Source organism: Nonomuraea sp. NPDC005650 (assembly GCF_040605375.1).
Lineage (GTDB): Bacteria > Actinomycetota > Actinomycetes > Streptosporangiales > Streptosporangiaceae > Nonomuraea.
In genome coordinates this window covers 385972-401574 of sequence record NZ_JBEXCR010000006.1, presented here as the reverse complement: position 1 = coordinate 401574, position 15603 = coordinate 385972, and the positions used below count along the sequence as shown (strand labels likewise).

Annotated in this window: 11 protein-coding genes and 1 pseudogene; 7 read left to right on the top strand and 5 right to left on the bottom strand. The window is 71.9% G+C overall.

All coding sequences use genetic code 11. The features are described 5' to 3' along the window. From ABZS69_RS13395 to ABZS69_RS13385, 3 genes and pseudogenes are all read right to left on the bottom strand, one after another. Positions 1-1711 (bottom strand): annotated as a pseudogene (locus tag ABZS69_RS13395) (hypothetical protein); the annotation flags it as partial. 83 nt (positions 1712-1794) lie between these two features. Then, on the bottom strand, positions 1795-2895 hold the full coding sequence (locus tag ABZS69_RS13390) for a PfkB family carbohydrate kinase (protein ID WP_355370640.1): 1101 nt from the start codon (positions 2893-2895) through the stop codon (positions 1795-1797). Beyond that, a complete protein-coding gene (locus ABZS69_RS13385; protein WP_355370637.1) occupies positions 2892-3818 on the bottom strand; it encodes a pseudouridine-5'-phosphate glycosidase in 927 nt (308 codons plus the stop codon). The genes ABZS69_RS13390 and ABZS69_RS13385 overlap by 4 nt, the downstream gene beginning before the upstream one ends. A gap of 239 nt (positions 3819-4057) precedes the next feature. Between ABZS69_RS13385 and ABZS69_RS13380 the strand changes: the two genes are divergently transcribed. Next, on the top strand, positions 4058-5566 hold the full coding sequence (locus tag ABZS69_RS13380; RefSeq protein WP_355370634.1) for an NAD(P)/FAD-dependent oxidoreductase: 1509 nt from the start codon (positions 4058-4060) through the stop codon (positions 5564-5566). 76 nt (positions 5567-5642) lie between these two features. Here the strand turns inward: ABZS69_RS13380 and ABZS69_RS13375 are convergent, their stop codons facing one another. After that, complete coding sequence (locus tag ABZS69_RS13375) at positions 5643-6200, bottom strand: helix-turn-helix domain-containing protein (protein WP_355370631.1); 558 nt, start codon at positions 6198-6200, stop codon at positions 5643-5645. Positions 6201-6286: 86 nt separating this feature from the next. Here ABZS69_RS13375 and ABZS69_RS13370 point away from each other — a divergent pair, with 86 nt between their 5' ends. The 6 genes from ABZS69_RS13370 to ABZS69_RS13345 all read left to right on the top strand — a co-directional run bounded on the left by ABZS69_RS13370 (position 6287) and on the right by ABZS69_RS13345 (position 13621). Further along, positions 6287-7489, top strand: coding sequence for a cytochrome P450 (locus ABZS69_RS13370; protein ID WP_355370629.1), 1203 nt, complete (start codon positions 6287-6289; stop codon positions 7487-7489). Between the two features lie 64 nt (positions 7490-7553). Next, complete coding sequence (locus ABZS69_RS13365; protein ID WP_355370626.1) at positions 7554-8255, top strand: response regulator transcription factor; 702 nt, start codon at positions 7554-7556, stop codon at positions 8253-8255. Continuing rightward, a complete protein-coding gene (locus tag ABZS69_RS13360; RefSeq protein ID WP_355370623.1) occupies positions 8252-9622 on the top strand; it encodes a HAMP domain-containing sensor histidine kinase in 1371 nt (456 codons plus the stop codon). The genes ABZS69_RS13365 and ABZS69_RS13360 overlap by 4 nt, the downstream gene beginning before the upstream one ends. A 39-nt stretch (positions 9623-9661) precedes the next feature. Further along, positions 9662-10822 carry a bifunctional glycosyltransferase family 2/GtrA family protein gene (locus ABZS69_RS13355; RefSeq protein WP_355370620.1) on the top strand — a complete coding sequence of 387 codons (1161 nt, stop codon included), beginning with the start codon at positions 9662-9664 and terminating at the stop codon, positions 10820-10822. Further along, positions 10819-12906: a glycosyltransferase family 39 protein gene (locus tag ABZS69_RS13350; RefSeq protein WP_355370618.1), complete on the top strand. Its 2088-nt coding sequence runs from the start codon at positions 10819-10821 to the stop codon at positions 12904-12906. Before ABZS69_RS13355 ends, ABZS69_RS13350 begins: the two co-directional genes overlap by 4 nt. A gap of 196 nt (positions 12907-13102) precedes the next feature. Next, on the top strand, positions 13103-13621 hold the full coding sequence (locus ABZS69_RS13345) for an N-acetylmuramoyl-L-alanine amidase (protein ID WP_355370615.1): 519 nt from the start codon (positions 13103-13105) through the stop codon (positions 13619-13621). Positions 13622-13637: 16 nt separating this feature from the next. On the opposite strand, the gene ABZS69_RS13340 is transcribed toward ABZS69_RS13345, so the two are convergent. Then, on the bottom strand, positions 13638-15590 hold the full coding sequence (locus tag ABZS69_RS13340; RefSeq protein ID WP_355370611.1) for a peroxidase family protein: 1953 nt from the start codon (positions 15588-15590) through the stop codon (positions 13638-13640). Positions 15591-15603 lie beyond the last annotated feature (13 nt).

Sequence of the window (15603 nt, the reverse complement as noted above, 5' to 3'; positions counted from 1 at the left end):
CCTGGAAGCGGCGGTCGGGCATGAGCGTCACCAGCACGCGCCAGAGCGGGGTGCGCAGCGACGGGACGGTCACGGGGTGGGCGGGGTCGGCACCGATGAGCTGGTCCTCGGTGGCCGCCGCGCCGAGCCATTCGGTCAGGCGGAACATGTGGCCCGTGACCGGCGCGGACTCCGAGGAGCGCAGCCAGTGCAGGACGCGTTCCTCGGCCGTGCGCTGGGCCTGGGAGAGCGCATCCCGGTCGACCAGCATCTTGTGGGCGAGCGTGCGCAGGCTGACCGGGTCCTCCGCGAACAGCCGGTGCACGGCCACCGCCAGCTCCAGCTTGTCCAGGCTGCGGAACAGGTTGTCCACGACCCGGACCATCGCGTGGTCGGCGTCGGTCGGCACGGGACTGGCGGGGACCGCCGGGGCGCTGGGCACAGGCGCGGGCACGGGCGCGGGGTAGCTCGGGGTCCCGTTGCTCTTGGAGGCGTTCGCCGCGCCGGGGACGGCGGGCATGGATCCCGTGCTGGGGCCGCCGGGGATCGCCGGCATAGAGCCGGTGCTGGGGCCGCCGGGGACGGCGGGCATGGATCCCGTGCTGGGACCGCCGGGGATCGCCGGCATGGACCCGGTGCTGGGACCGCCCGGGACGGCTGGCATGGAGCCGGTGCTGGGGCCGCCGGAGGCGGAGCCGTGGTCCTGGCGGCCGGGCTGAGAGCCTGCCTGGGAGCCGGATTGGGGACCCGCTGGGCGCTGCGGGGTGCGTTCGGGCTGGCCGGGGGCCGGGCGCGGCGGGAGGCCCTCGCCGGCGAAGCCCTGCCGCGGCTCCTCTCCCTGCTGCGGCGCGGGGAACGAACCGGTCTGCGGCTGGGCCGAGAACGAGCCGGTCTGCGCGGGGAACGACCCCGTCTGGCGCGGCGCCCCGCTGCCGTCCTGCCCCGGCTGGACCGGGAAGGAGCCGGTCTGGCGGCTCGGCGACGCGGGCGAGGAGCGGTCGGGCACCGCGGGGAAGGAACCGGTCTGCGGCCCCTGGCCGCTGTCCTGCCCCTGGGCGGCGAGCGGCCCGGTGCCCGGGGGCTGCTGGACCGGGAACGAGCCCGTCTGGCGCGGGCCCGCGGCGGCGGCCGGGCGCTGCGGCGCGGCGTCGGCGGCCTGGCCCTGGTTCGCGAAGGGGCGTTCAGCGGCGCCGCTCTGGGCGGCGAACATGCCGGTCTGGGGCACCGGGTCGGTTTGTACGGGGAAGGGGCCCGTGCCACGGACGAGCGGCCGGGTGACCTCGGGATGATCGGCCGCGGGGGCCTCACGCTGGGCCGGGATGCGGCCGAGGATCTCGCGGAAGACCGAGCCGATCACCACCTCCGGCGTCGCCGACGGCGTGCCCAGGTCGCTGGGGGACAGGCGGCGCAGCCGCTGCCAGCCGCCGAGCCCGGTGATCGCCGTACGGGTGGCCTCGGGCCAGCCCGGCAGCGCCGGATCGATGTGGTGAACCGTCAGCGCGGGCAGTAGGTCGGCCAGCGGCAGGTAGTCCCAGCGGGAGGAGGCCAGCCGCGCCAGGCGCTCGCAGATCCAGTCGAGCCCCGCCGTGCCGAGTGCCCTGGACAGCGCGAGGGAGTGCCACCATCCCGCCGGCAGCCGTGGATCGCCCAACGCCTCGGCCACCTGCTGTGGTCGGCTCCAGCGCAGAGCAGGGACTAGGTCGCTCAGGCAGATCGATGACTCGACTTCCATCGGCGGACCTTATCCTCCCCAGTGAGCCGCGTGGTGCTGACCGAAACGCGTGTGGCTAATGGTGCAGCTTACGCGGCAAGCTATCAATCAGTGTGAATAGGGTAAAGACGGTTCAGCTCCAAACCGTACCGTGGCCGACCGCCCACCTGGGCCACACATGCGGCACCAGCACGGCAACCTGCCTCCAAAGCCGCCTCTTCGCTGACACCCTGCAAAACCCCGGTGAGGTACCCGGCGGCGAACGCGTCACCCGCTCCCGTCGAGTCCACGACCTCGGTGGACGCGCCTGCCGCCGCCGCGACGACCTCGCCGTCCACCGCGGCCAGCGCGCCCCCCGCTCCCAGCTTCACGATCGCTGTGCCGTATGTCTCACTCAAGAGTACGGCGGCGCGCTCCGCCGTCGTGGCCCCACTGAGCAAGAGGGCCTCATCAAGATTCGGGAGGATCAGGCCGGCAGGGGCGGATTCGCGGATGAAACGTTCAACCCCGAAGTCGCGCAGCGGGCCGGTGGAGGCCGGGTCGACGCTGATCGCGATCCCCGCGGCGGCGGCCTCGGCCATCGCCAGCCTGGCCAGCCGCAGCCCGCCCTCGGCGAACAGCAGGTAGCCGGACAGGTGGAGCCGGGCGACGCCGTCGAGCAGGGCCGGGTCCCAGTCGGCCTCGGAGATCAGGCCGCCCGCGCCGCGGTTGGTGAGCATCGTCCGCTCGCCGCTCCGGTCCACCATCGCGATCACGACGGCGGTGGGGCGGTCGGGATCGACCGAGACGTACGGGCGCACCCCCGCCTTGGCCAGTTCGGCGGTGTGCCACTCGTTGCTGTCGTAGCCGAGTCTGGCCAGCAGGCGCACGTCGGCGCCGAGACGGGCGGCCCAGGCGGCGGTGTTCGCGCCGGAGCCGCCGGGGCGCAGGACGATGTCGGCGGCCGTGTCGGTGCCCGACATGACCGGCGAACCGTGCAACGCCACCACATCGGTGACCACGTCGCCGATGACGAGCAGAGCGTTGCCCGGCACGCTGCCCGTCGCGTCACGTCCCGTCGCATCACGTGTCGCATCGCCCGTCTGAGCGCCCGTGAGATCGCCCGTCAGGTCGCCGGTCTGGGCGCCCGTCAGGTCGCTGGTCCGGGTGCCCGTCAGGTCGCCTGTCCGGGCGCCTGTTTGGGCGCCCGTCAGGTCGTTCGTCATGGTCGTGCCCATGAGAGGGCGATCTGGGAGGCCAGGGCGACGTTGCCGCGTACGGCGGCCAGGTTGGCCTCCAGGGAGGCGCCGCCGGTGCCGTCCACCAGGTAGCCCAGCAGGAACGGCGTGATCGCCTGCCCCTTGACGCCCTGCCCCTCCGCGGCGGCCAGCGCCTCGGCCAGCACGCGGTCGTGGAGCTCGGGGTCGAGCTGCTGGTCCACGGGGACGGGGTTGGCGACGATCAGCGCCGTCTCCTGGCCGCCGAGCGCGTCCTGGCCGCGCATGATCGCCGCCGCCTCGGCGGGCGACTCGATCCGCCACTCGATCGGCTGGCCGGAGGAGTGCAGGTAGAAGCCGGGGAAGGTGTCCGTACGGTAGCCCGCCACGCTCACGCCGCGCGTCTCGAGGCGCTGCAGCGTCGCGGGCACGTCGAGGATCGACTTGACGCCGGCGCAGACCACGGTGATGCGGGTGCGGGCCAGCGTGTCGAGGTCGGCGGACTCGTCCTGGTCCTCGGTCCAGCCGCGGTGCACGCCGCCGAGGCCGCCGGTGGCGAAGACGCGGATGCCGGCGCGGGCGGCCAGGAAGGACGTGGCCGACACGGTGGTCGCGCCGCTGGCCTTCAGCGCCGCCGCCACGGGCAGGTCCCGCTGCCCCAGCTTGCGCAGGCCGGACTCGGTCGCGATGCGCTCCAGCCCGATCTCGTCGAGACCGATGCGGGGCACGCCGTCCAGCACGGCGATCGTGGCCGGGACGGCGCCGGCCGCCCGTACGATCCCCTCCAGCTCGCGCGCCACCTCCAGGTTGCGCGGCTGCGGCAGCCCGTGGGAGATGATCGTGGACTCCAGGGCGACGACGGGCGCGCCGTTCGCCAGGGCCTCGGCGACCTCGTCGGACGGCTGCAGAACGGAGTCGGGGGTGGTGCGCATGGTGAGTTTCGTGCTCCTTGGGTGGTCCGGGCCTACTAGGGCGAAAGACGTATTTTACGGGATTTGTCGGGAAAGTAGCTGGTTACGGCGCTGATCAAGTGGCGGTCCACCTGAGGATCACACAGGGACGCGGCGCCCGCCAGTGATCCCCTTGGTGTCGGGTGGGGCCGGGAGTTAGGGGAGAAATGTCCGCGATTGAGCGTTGACGGGTGGTGTGGGTGGGGTCGTATGGTGCGGAGATGGGGTCGTATGACGTGATCGTGGCCGGAGGCGGGCACAACGGGCTGGTGGCGGCCGCCTATCTGGCCGGGGCGGGGCGCAGCGTGCTCGTCCTGGAGCGGCACGACCACGTGGGCGGCCTGGCGATCTCCGCGCGGGCCTTCCCCGGCGTCGACGTACGGCTGTCGCGCTACTCCTACCTGGTCAGCCTCCTGCCTTCGGCGATCGTCCGCGATCTGGGGCTGGACCTGGAGCTGCGCCGCCGGCGCTACGCCTCGTACACGCCCACGGGCGAGACCGGCCTGCTCGTCGACAACGAGGACGCCGCGGCGACGGCGGCCTCCTTCCGGGGTGTCACCGGCGGTGAGGCCGACCACAAGGCGTGGCAGGACTTCTACGGCATGACCGCGCGGGTGGCGCAGGCCCTGGCGCCCACGCTGCTCGAACCCCTCCCGTCCGCCGCCGAGGTCGAACGGCTCGTCGGCCCCGAGGCGTGGCGAGACCTGTTCGGGCGGCCGATCGGCCGGACCGTGGAGGAGCGGTTCGGGCACGACACCGTGCGCGGCGTCGTGCTGACCGACGCGCTCATCGGCACGTTCGCCGACCCCGCCACCGATCTGGCGGCCAACCGGTGCTTCCTGTACCACGTGATCGGCGACGGCACCGGCGAGTGGAACGTCCCCGTCGGCGGCATGGGCGCCGTCTCGGGGGCCCTAGAGGCGGCGGCCAGACGGGCGGGCGCCGAGATCAGGACCGGGGCCGAGATCGTCGGGATCTCGCCGTCCGGCGAGGTCACGTTCGCGGACGAGGGCGGCGAGCACACGGTGAACGGCGGCCACGTGCTGGTCAACCTGCCGCCGGCCGTGCTCGACCGGGTGCTCGGCAGGCCCGGGAGGGTCCCCGAGGGCGCGCAGCTGAAGGTCAACATGGTGCTGACGAGGCTGCCCCGGCTGAAGGACGCGTCCGTGGACCCGCGGGCGGCCTTCAGCGGCACGTTCCACATCAACGAGAGCCGGGACCAGCTCGCCGCCGCCTACGGGCAGGCGGCGCGAGGGGAGATCCCGGAGGTGCCGCCGGCCGAGGTCTACTGCCATTCGCTGACCGACCCGTCGATTCTCGGGCCCGGGCTCAGGGGCGAGGCCGAGACGATGACGCTGTTCGGCCTGCACATGCCCGCCCGCCTTTTCCGGGAAAATCCGGATCAGGCGAGAAAGGCGGCCCTGGACGCCACCTTCGCCTCCATCAACTCCGTCCTCGCGGAGCCCATCGAGGACTGCCTGCTCAGGGCCCCCGACGGCACCCCGTGCGTCGAGGCCAAGACCCCGGTCGACCTGGAGAACGAGGCCGGGCTGCCGGGCGGCCACATCTTCCACACCGACCTGAGCTGGCCGTACACGGAAGCTGGCGAGAGGTGGGGCGTGGAGACCGAGCATGAGCGCATCCTGATGTGCGGCGCGAGCGCCCGCAGGGGCGGCGGCGTGAGCGGGATCGCCGGCCACAACGCGGCCATGTCGGTGCTGAAACGCTGACCCCGCGCGCCGCTCCTCCGCACCAGCCCCCGCCGCCAGCCCGGTGTGCCGGTCGCGTGCGGCAGTGCCCCTGGCGCTAGTCCTCCGCGATCAGTCTCGTGGCGACCTCCATGGCCACGGACGCCCGCTCCGCCTCCGGCACGTCCAGGTCGAAGAGGAACGGCACGCTGCCCAGGATCACCGCGAACACCGCCAGCCGGGCCTCGAACTTCCGCACCGGACCGGCGTCCGGGTCCTCCAGCAGGGACACCATCTTGACGATCCCCGTCTGCATTCGCTCGCCGGCCGGCAAGCCCTGCATCACGCCCTGGTTCACCTGCGCGAACTTGAACAGCGGGCGCCACTGCCCCTCCAGCAGCTCGCCGATCCGCCGCAGGATCTCCCGCCTGGACCCGGCGGTCTTGGGCTGCGCGTGCCCCCACTCCACCAGCTCGTCGATCGACTCGGCCAGCCGCTCCCCGACGCTCTCCAGGATCGCCTCTTTGGTGCTGAAGTGGTAGTAGAGCGCCGGCCTGGTGATCTGCAGCCGCTCCGCCACCTCCTGCAGCGTGGTCTGCTCGTAGCCCTGCTCGGCGAACAGCTCCAGCGCAACCTGCCGGATCCGATCCCTCGTGTCCGTCCGCCGCCCTGCCATTCCGCTCCCATCACTTGACGGCCGGCCCCACGATTGCTTACTTTCGCGTAAGTAAGCAATGCGATCCGGCTTGTAGGGAGCAGACTATGGCGGAAAACTTCCCTGTCCAGCGTACGTGCCCGTTCGCGCCCCCGCCCGAGTACGAGCGGATGCGCGAGCAGGCCCCTCTCGTGCGAGCCACGCTCCCCGGCGGGGACGTCTGGCTCGTCACCCGGCACGCCGCGGCGAAAGAGGTCCTGGCGGGCACGGGCATCAGCACCAACCCGGCGACCCCCGGCCACCCCAACTGGGCGTTCAGACCGGAGCCGCCCACTCCCGAGGAGCGGGCCGCGGCGGCGGAGTTCGCGATCGGCCACTTCATCGACCTCGACCCGCCCGAGCACAGCCGGTTCCGGCGGCTGCTCATCCCCGAGTTCACCGTCAGGCGGATCAAGGAGCTGCGGCCCGGCATCCAGCGCACCGTGGACGAGCTCATCGACGTCATGCTGGCCGAGGGCGGCGAGGCTGATCTGGTGGAGGCGTTCGGGCTGGCGCTGCCGTCGCTGGTCATCTGCCAGCTGCTCGGCGTCCCCGTCGACGACCGCGAGTTCTTCCAGTCGCGTACCCGGCAGATGCTCTCCCACGCCGACGGCCCCGAAGCGAGCCTCCGGGCGATCACGGAGCTCAGGGACTACCTCGGCACCCTGATCACCGAGGCGACCAAGCAGCCCAAGGACGACCTGCTCGGGCGGCTGATCGAGAGCGGCCGGCTCACGCACGCCGAGCTGGTGGGCGTGGCCTTCCTGCTGCTCGTCGCGGGCCACGAGACCACGGCGAACATGATCCCGCTCGCCGCCCTCACCCTCCTGCGCCACCCCGGCCAGCTCGCCGCCCTGCGCGAGAACCCGGACAAGTGGCCCATGGCGGTGGACGAGCTGCTGCGCTACCACTCGATCGTGGACTGGGTGGCCTTCGACCGGGTGGCCGTCGAGGACCAGGAGATCGGCGGACAGCTCGTCAGGAAGGGCGAGGGCATCTTCGTGCTCGGCGCCTCCGCCAACAGGGACGAGCGGGCGTTCGAGCGGCCGGACGAGTTCGACGTCGAGCGCGGGGCCCGCCACCACGTGGCCTTCGGGTACGGTGTTCACCAGTGCCTCGGCCAGAACCTGGCCAGGGCCGAGATGGAGATCGCGCTGCGCACGCTGTTCGAGCGCATCCCGGGCCTGCGGGTCACCGTGCCGGACGAGGAGCTGCCGATCAAGAGCGACGGCCCCATCTTCGGCCTCACCTCGATGCCCGTCGCGTGGTGATCCTCATGGAACGCGCATGAGTGCGTTTATCAGGTTTTCATGATGAGCCTCTAGCGTTTGTCGCATGAGTGAGCCCGTACGGTTGCTGGTAGTGGACGACGAGCCCGCGTTGCGCGAGGCACTGCAGTCGAGCCTGGAGTTCGAGGGCTACAAGGTCGTCACGGCCAACGACGGGCAGGCGGCGCTGGACGCGGTCGCGGCCGACTCCTTCGACGCGGTGCTTCTGGACGTCATGATGCCCCGGCTCGACGGCCTGACCGCCTGCCGGCGGCTGCGGGCCTCCGGCAACCACATCCCGGTCCTCATGCTCACGGCCCGCGACGCCGTGGGCGACCGGGTGTCGGGGCTCGACGCGGGGGCCGACGACTACCTCGTCAAGCCGTTCGAGCTGGACGAGCTGCTGGCCCGCGTCCGCGCCCTGCTGCGGCGGGGCGCGCTGAACGCGAGCCCCGCCGAGGGCGGCGACACTCTCACGTACGGCGACCTGCGCATGGACCTGGCGACCAGGGAGGTCACGCGCGGGGACCGCCGGCTGGACCTGACGCGCACCGAGTACCTGCTGATGGAGCTGTTCCTGGCGCATCCTCGGCAGGTGCTGACCAGGGACCAGATCCTCAGCGAGGTGTGGGGGTTCGACTTCGAGCCGACGTCCAACTCGCTCGACGTGTACGTGATGTACCTGCGGCGCAAGACCGAGGCCGGGCGCGAGCCCCGCGTGATCCACACGGTGCGCGGGGTGGGGTACGTCCTACGGACCACGCCGTGATCTGGCGCAGCCTCCGCACCCGCCTCACGCTCCTGGTCGCGGTGGCCGTCGCCCTGGCCATCGCGGTCAGCGCGGGCGCGTGCTTCATGATCGTGCGAGCGCAGCTCTACGAGCAGGTGGACCGGCAGCTCGGCAATCCGCCCGGCAAGAATCCGCGTCAGCAGTTCGAGTACCTCCAGCGGGTGTGCGGGCCGGTCCCGCGCTCCCAAGAGCACTATGGCCCGCAGCGCTCGACCCAGATCATCTTCGCCGACGGCAGCCCGTCTTGTTACGAGGGGCCCGCTCTCGTGATCACCGAGGAGGACAAGTGGGTGGCGGCAGGCGGGCGTGCGCATCCGCACAACGGCCTCAGGGCGGACGGCACGGAAATGCGCATTCTCACGGAGAGTGTGGCACCGGGCGTGGCCGTGATGGACGCCGTCCCCCTGGGCGAGCTGCGCAACACGCTGAAGATGGTGGCGTTGCTCCTCGGCGCGGTGGCCGCGCTGGGGGTGTTGGCCGCGGCGACCGCCGGGTTGCTCATCGCCCGTGCCGCGCTGCGCCCGGTGGGCAGGCTGACCAGGGCGGTCGAGCACATCGCGCGGACCGAGGACCTCGACACGCGCATCCCCGTCGAGGGCAACGACGAGATCGCCCGCCTCTCCTCCTCCTTCAACGCCATGACCACCGCCCTGGCCGGCTCCCGCGAGCGCCAGAAACAGCTCGTCGCCGACGCCGGCCACGAGTTGCGCACCCCCCTGACCACCCTGCGCACCAACATCGACCTCCTCCTGCGCAGCGAGCAGACGGGCCGCAGCCTCGACCCCGACGCCAAGAAGCGCCTGCTGACCAACGTCAAGGCCCAGTTCGCCGAGCTGTCCACGCTCGTCGCCGACCTCCTCCAGCTGGCCAGGGGCGACACCGAGCACGAGCCGCACGTCGAGCTGGCCTTCCACGAGATCGTGACGGCGGCCGTCGAGCGGGCCAGGCTGCGCGGCGCCGAGGTGGTCAGCGACCTGCGGCCCTGGTACGTCGTCGGCAGCGCCACCTCCCTCGAACGCGCCGTGCTCAACCTCATCGACAACGCCGCCAAGTTCAGCCCCGGCGGCCAGGTCGAGGTGTCGTTGTGGCAAGGCCGGCTGTCCGTGCGCGACCACGGCCCAGGGCTGCCGGAGGAGGAGCTGCCGCACGTCTTCGAGCGGTTCTGGCGCTCCCCGTCCGCCCGTGGCCTGCCCGGGTCCGGGCTGGGCCTGGCGATCGTGGCACAGGCCGTCACGGAGGCCGGAGGACAGGTAAGCCTGTCGAACGCGCCAGGTGGCGGAGCGATCGCGACTATGGACCTTCCCGGAACTCTCATGCGTAACTCAGAATCGGATAAGTCCCGTTAAAGACCCGACCCGTGAGCTGGCTGCATGGAGATAACAGCAGTGAGGACGCGCCTGGTCGAGGTGGTCGTCCCGGTCTACAACGAGCAGCGGGCGCTCCGTGCGAGCATCACCCGGCTGCAGACGTACCTGATGAGTAACTTCCCCTACGGGTTCCGCATCACGATCGCCGACAACGCCAGCACCGACAACACCTGGCAGATCGCCACCGAGCTCGCCAAGGAGCTCCGGCACGTGCGGGCCGTGCACCTCGACGAGAAGGGGCGCGGCCGGGCGCTGCGGCGGGTCTGGTCGCAGAGTGAGGCCGACGTCGTCAGCTACATGGACGTGGACCTGTCCACCGACCTCGACGCGTTCCTCCCGCTGGTCGCGCCTCTCCTGTCCGGCCACAGCGATCTGGCCATCGGCACCCGCCTGGCCAGGGCCTCCCGGGTGGAGCGGGGGCCGAAGCGCGAGTTCATCTCCCGCTCGTACAACCTGCTGCTGCGCTCGGTGATGGGGGCCGGGTTCTCGGACGCGCAGTGCGGGTTCAAGGCGGTCCGTACGGAGATCGCGCAGGCGCTGCTGCCGGGCGTCGAGGACGAGCAGTGGTTCTTCGACACCGAGCTGCTGCTGCTCGCCGAGCGGCACGGGCTGCGCATCCACGAGGTGCCCGTGGACTGGGTGGACGATCCGGACAGCCGGGTCGACATCGTTCAGACGGCGCTCGACGACCTGCGCGGCCTGGCCAGGGTCGCGCACAAGACGCTGTCGGGGGCGGCCCGCATCCCGGTGCCGGCCCGGGTCGAGCGGGCCGAGCTGCCGAAGGGGATGGCCAAGCAGCTGCCCAGGTTCGCGATCGTCGGGGTGGTGAGCACGCTGGCGTACCTGGCGCTGTTCTCGCTGCTGCGGCAGCTGGTCTCCCCGCTGGCCGCCAACGCGATCGCGCTGCTGGTCACGGCCGTGGCCAACACCGCCGCGAACCGCCGCTTCACGTTCGGCGTCAAGGGCTCGGGCGGGGCGATGCGGCACCAGTTCGAGGGCCTGATCGCGTTCTTCGTCGGGCTGGCGCTCACCTCGGGGAGCCTGTCGCTGCTGCCTGACGGCGTCTCGCACGGGGTGGAGCTGGTCGCGGTGATCATCGCCAACGCGGCGGCCACGCTGGTCCGCTTCCTGCTGCTGCGCGTGTGGGTCTTCAACCCCAAGCGGAGGTCGGCACGATGACCGACACCGCCATGCGGTCCGGGCACCGGGCCGCACCGAGCCGCAGCCTGCCCGCACGCGTCTTCCTGGGCGCCGAGGAGGACCCGCGCTGGTCGCGGCCCGCCATGTGGGCGGTGCTCGCCGTCGCTTTCGTCCTGTACGCGTGGGGGCTGAGCGGCAACGCCAACGAGTACTACGCCGCCGCCATCCTCTCCGGCACGCAGAGCTGGAAGGCGTTCTTCTTCGGCGCGCTGGACGCCGGGTCGTTCATCACCGTGGACAAGCCGCCGCTGGCGCTGTGGGTGATGGGGCTGTCCGCGCGGATCTTCGGTTACGGCACGTGGAGCATGCTGCTCCCGCAGGCCCTGGCCGGGGTGGCCGCCGTCGGCCTGGTCTACTCCGCCGTGCGCCGCGCCTGCTCCGGCAGGACGTACGCCGACGCGGCGGCCCTGGTCGCGGCCGTGGTCATGACGCTCACCCCGATCACCGTGGCGATCAACCGGGACAACAACCCCGACACGATCCTCGTGCTGCTGCTCGTACTGGCGGCCTGGTTCTGCCTGGAGTCGCTGCGTACCGGCCGTCTGCGGCCGCTGCTGATGTGCGCCCTCTTCGTGGGGCTGGGCTTCAACGCGAAGATGCTCCAGGCGTACCTGGTGGTGCCGGCCTTCGCGCTGGCGTACCTGCTGTGCGCCGGCCTGCCGTGGCTCAGGCGGGTGGGGCACCTGCTCGCGGCCGGCGTGGTCATGCTGGTGTCGAGCGCTTGGTGGATGGCGATCGTCGACCTCTGGCCCGCGGACTCGCGGCCCTACGTCGGCGGCTCCACGGACAACTCCGTCTGGGACCTGGTGATCGGCTACAACGGTCTCGGCCGGATCTTCGGCCAGGGCGGCGGTCCTGGTGGCGGCGCCGGTGGTGGGGGCGGTGGTGGCGGCTTCGGCGGGGAGTCCGGGGCCGGGCGGCTGTTCAACGACATCCTTGCGGGGCAGATCTCCTGGTTGCTGCCGTTCTGCGTGGTGGCGCTGGCGTTCGCCGTGATCATGCGGGTGCGCCGGATCGAGGGCCCGTCCGGGGCGGCGTGGCTGGTGTGGGGCGGCTGGCTGGTCGTCCACTACGTCGTGTTCAGCTTCTCCAGCGGCACCTTCCACCCGTACTACACGACCGCGATGGCGCCTGCCGTGGCAGCGCTGTGCGGGATGGGCGGGGCGGCCATGTGGCAGGAGTACCGGCGGTCGCGGACCTGGGCCTGGGCGCTGCCGCTGGCGGTGGCGCTGACGGGCGGCTGGTCGTTCGTGGTGCTGCGCCGCACGCCAGACTGGGCGCCGTGGCTGGCCTGGGTCGTGCTCGGGGCGACCTTGGCCGCCGTGGTGGTGCTGGTGCTGGCCAGGGTGCGGGCGCAGGTGACGGTCAGGATCGCCGCCGTCGCGCTGGCGGCCACGGTGGTCGCCGGCCTGGCCGGGCCGGCCGCGTTCGCCGTCACCCCGCTGGGGTCGCAGGTGAACGGGACGAACCCGACCGCCGGGCCGAACGCGGGACAGATGGGCTTCGGCCGGATGGGCGGCGGCCCGGGCGGCCAGTTCCCCGCCGGTCAGTTCCCCGGCCGCGACTTCCGCAACGGCCAGACCCCCAACGGCCAGACCCCCAACGGCCAGACCCCCAACGGCCAGACCCCCAACGGCCAGACCCCCAACGGTCAGCTGCCCGGCGGGCAGGACGCGGGTTCCGGGACGGGGCGGACCGGCCGGGCGGGCTTCATGGGCGGCGGCGGTCCCGGCGGCGGGATCGGCGACTCCATGGTCAAGTACCTCCTGGCGAACCAGGGCAAGGCCACCTGGCTGGTCGCGGTGAACAGCGCCATGCAGGCGTCGCCGACCATCCTGTCCACCCGCAAACCGGTGCTCTCCATGGGCGGCTTCACCGGCAGCGACGCGGCGATGACCGTGGATCGGCTCAAAGAGCTCACCTCCTCTGGTCAACTCCGCTACGTTCTGTCGGGCGGCGACCGCGGCGGTCCGGGCCGGGGCAACACCGAGGTGACGACCTGGGTCCAGCAGAACTGCAAGGCCGTGGACGGCCAGGACGGCCTCTACGACTGCGCCGCGTGACGGGAGAGGGGCGCCTCGACGGCGCCCCCACCACCAACCCGCTCATTCCTGGGCCATCTGCGCATAAAGGCCGAAGTCACCTCAAGACTGGATGAAATATGGCCAACGAGACCGGCATCTCCGCGCGTCGCATGCGGCTCTCCCGCCCGCCTGCCGCCTAACCTGCGGAAAGTCGAGCACTTACGAGGGAGACACCATGGCGATCAGCATCGTCAAGCGCCGTGCCTGGAACGCCCGCCCGCCGAGAGACCCGGACGACGTCATCCAGGTCCCGTGGTCGAAGCGCGTCGAGTTCGTCGTCCACTACACCGAGGGGCCGACGACGCAGACGCCGCGCGAGATCCAGGACTTCCACATGGACGAGCGGGGGTGGAACGACATCGGCTACAACTTCCTCGTACGGGACGACGGCACCGTGTACGAGGGGCGCGGCTGGGAGGTGCAGGGAGCCCACGCCACGAATCACAACGTCAGCGGCATCGGATGCGCCTACATCGGCCTGAACCATGCGAGCGACGAGGCGAAGCTGAAGATCCGCGCCCTGTACGACGAGGCGTGCGCCAAGGCCGGCCGTACGCTGGCCAAGCGCGCCCACACCCAGGTCGGCAACACCGACTGCCCCGGCACGAGGCTGCTGGCCTGGGTGGAGGCCGGCATGCCGGTCCCCGCCGCGACGGGCGCGGACCTGCCGTCGGACGACGACCGGCTCGCGTGACGGCGGGGACGGCACCTCAGTCCGTGACGCGGGACCTGTGCCACGGCGCGAACGCGTTGTCCACGCCGTGCAGGGCCGGGCGCAGCTCCGGATGGTGGCGCAGGATCACGGAGGCCATGGTGCTGTTCGCGATCCAGTCCAGCCCTGCCTTCGTGTAGACGCGCTCGGCGTAGTCGGGAGTGTAGAACCGGTCGCTGTTGAGCCGCCGGGAGGCCATGAGGATGAAGACCCGGAAGGCCGTGTCGCTGAAGGCGAACCCTTCCGGGCGCTTCTCGGCGAACATGCCCACGATCAGGTCGACGTCCTCCAGCCGGCCCTCGTACACCTCACGCAGCTCCTCCGCCAGCGCCGGATCGTCCGTGAGCGTGTCGAACCCGGTCGCCGGCTTCAGGTCGAGCAGCCTGCGGAACTCGTTGTAGCGGGGCACGCCCAGCTCCCGGCAGCGGATCAGGTCCGTGGCCGCCAGGTCCACCAGCTTGCCGTCGGGGCGTTCGAACTCCTGCAGCAGGCGCGGGAAGTTGTGCAGGACGATCGCGCCCGGGTGCTCGGTCCCGAAGGAGTACAGCAGGTCGGCGGCTGAGATGGCCGAGGCGACCCGCAGCGCCGCGGGGCCGGACAGCTCGCGCAGCGTGCTGTTGCGGATCCCGGAGTCGTCGCGCAGGTGGCGCAGGCTGTAGTCGTCGGGGATCAGCGGGTGCATCCGGTAGACGGCCGAGAACTCCTCGGTGATGCTGAACGGCACCCCGAAGTGGTCAGTCCGCGAACCCGGGATGCCGCTGATCGCCTCACTCCGGCTGATCCGTCCCAGCGCTCTGTTGATCCGCTCGGAGGCCAGGCCCCACCAGTTGGCCCGCAGGCCCGTCACCGCCGTGGGGTGGCTGATGGCCGCGGGCGTCCACTCCACGGTGTGGATCTTGGCGACGAGCGCGGCGTTGATCAGCCTGGCGCGCTCGAACAGCTCGTCGTCGCCCCAGGCGGGATACTCGGCGTGGAGCCGTTCGCAGATGGCGTTGTGCTCGTGCTCGAACAGGCCCTGCATCATCACCAGGCCGAGCCAGAAGCCCGGCTCGCGGGTCGGGTCGGCCTTGCCCCCGGCCATCGCGCGGGTCCCGGACGGGCGATGACGGATCCTGCCCCGGGTGCCGGTGCGCAGGGCGCGCTGCTCCTCGTCGCCGACGCCGTAGACCAGCGACAGGTCCCACCAGTGGGTGAGCGTGTTCAGCGAGGTCGCGGGCCCCTCGTAGCCGGGCGGGCGGGTCGGGTCGGGAGGGACGCGCGGGATCGTCAGCAGGGGCTGGGGCCAGTCGTCGCCCGGCTCCAGCGGGATGGTCCACGGGTCCTCCGACGGGCTGATCCCGTGGCTGAACCAGTCCCTGATCATGAACTGCAGCCAGGTCGCGGCCAGCACGTTGAGAGAGCGCGCGGGCTGGAACCGGGTGCGCGTCATGAGCCGCCGGCTGATCGTGCGCGGGTTCGGCGTCATGACCCGCTCGGGCGGCTCGGCGTAGGTGTGGTCGAGCGGGACGTTCCGCCCGAACCGGGTGCCGGCCATGCCCATGGAGGGCTGGTCCACGTCGTTGTACGAGCCGTCGGCGGTCCGCCGTACCTCGTGGCCCTTCGGGTCCGGGGCGGGTGGCGGCGGGCCGAGGGCGGGCAGGCGGCCGGTGTCGTACAGGTTGTGTTTACGCAGCCGGTTGCGGACGCCCACCAGGACCGCCAGGCCGAGCGGGGTGGGCAGCCGGTGCCAGCCGAAGCGGCGGTCGAGAGCGTGGGCCAGGGCCTCGTAGGCGGTCCAGAACCACGAGCGGCGGTAGCCCGCCCCGGCGACCGGCCGTTCCCAGTCGGCGGGCGGCCGGGCGCGCTCGGGCGCCTCGACGCGGGTGGACTCGGCGGTGGAGTCGGCGGTGGGCGCGGTGGCGTGGGCGGAGGCGGCCGTGAGGCGCGCGGCGGTACGCAGGCGGTGCTTCATCGGATCTCCCCGT

What these genes read in the sequence shown, in the direction of transcription:
- ABZS69_RS13350 (WP_355370618.1), top strand. Translation starts at nt 10,819, where the DNA reads ATGACCGACACCGCCATGCGGTCCGGGCACCGGGCCGCACCGAGCCGC.
- ABZS69_RS13370 (WP_355370629.1), top strand. Translation starts at nt 6,287, where the DNA reads ATGGCGGAAAACTTCCCTGTCCAGCGTACGTGCCCGTTCGCGCCCCCG.
- ABZS69_RS13345 (WP_355370615.1), top strand. Translation starts at nt 13,103, where the DNA reads ATGGCGATCAGCATCGTCAAGCGCCGTGCCTGGAACGCCCGCCCGCCG.
- ABZS69_RS13390 (WP_355370640.1), bottom strand. Translation starts at nt 2,895, where the DNA reads ATGACGAACGACCTGACGGGCGCCCAAACAGGCGCCCGGACAGGCGAC.
- ABZS69_RS13365 (WP_355370626.1), top strand. Translation starts at nt 7,554, where the DNA reads ATGAGTGAGCCCGTACGGTTGCTGGTAGTGGACGACGAGCCCGCGTTG.
- ABZS69_RS13380 (WP_355370634.1), top strand. Translation starts at nt 4,058, where the DNA reads ATGGGGTCGTATGACGTGATCGTGGCCGGAGGCGGGCACAACGGGCTG.
- ABZS69_RS13375 (WP_355370631.1), bottom strand. Translation starts at nt 6,200, where the DNA reads ATGGCAGGGCGGCGGACGGACACGAGGGATCGGATCCGGCAGGTTGCG.
- ABZS69_RS13385 (WP_355370637.1), bottom strand. Translation starts at nt 3,818, where the DNA reads ATGCGCACCACCCCCGACTCCGTTCTGCAGCCGTCCGACGAGGTCGCC.
- ABZS69_RS13340 (WP_355370611.1), bottom strand. Translation starts at nt 15,590, where the DNA reads ATGAAGCACCGCCTGCGTACCGCCGCGCGCCTCACGGCCGCCTCCGCC.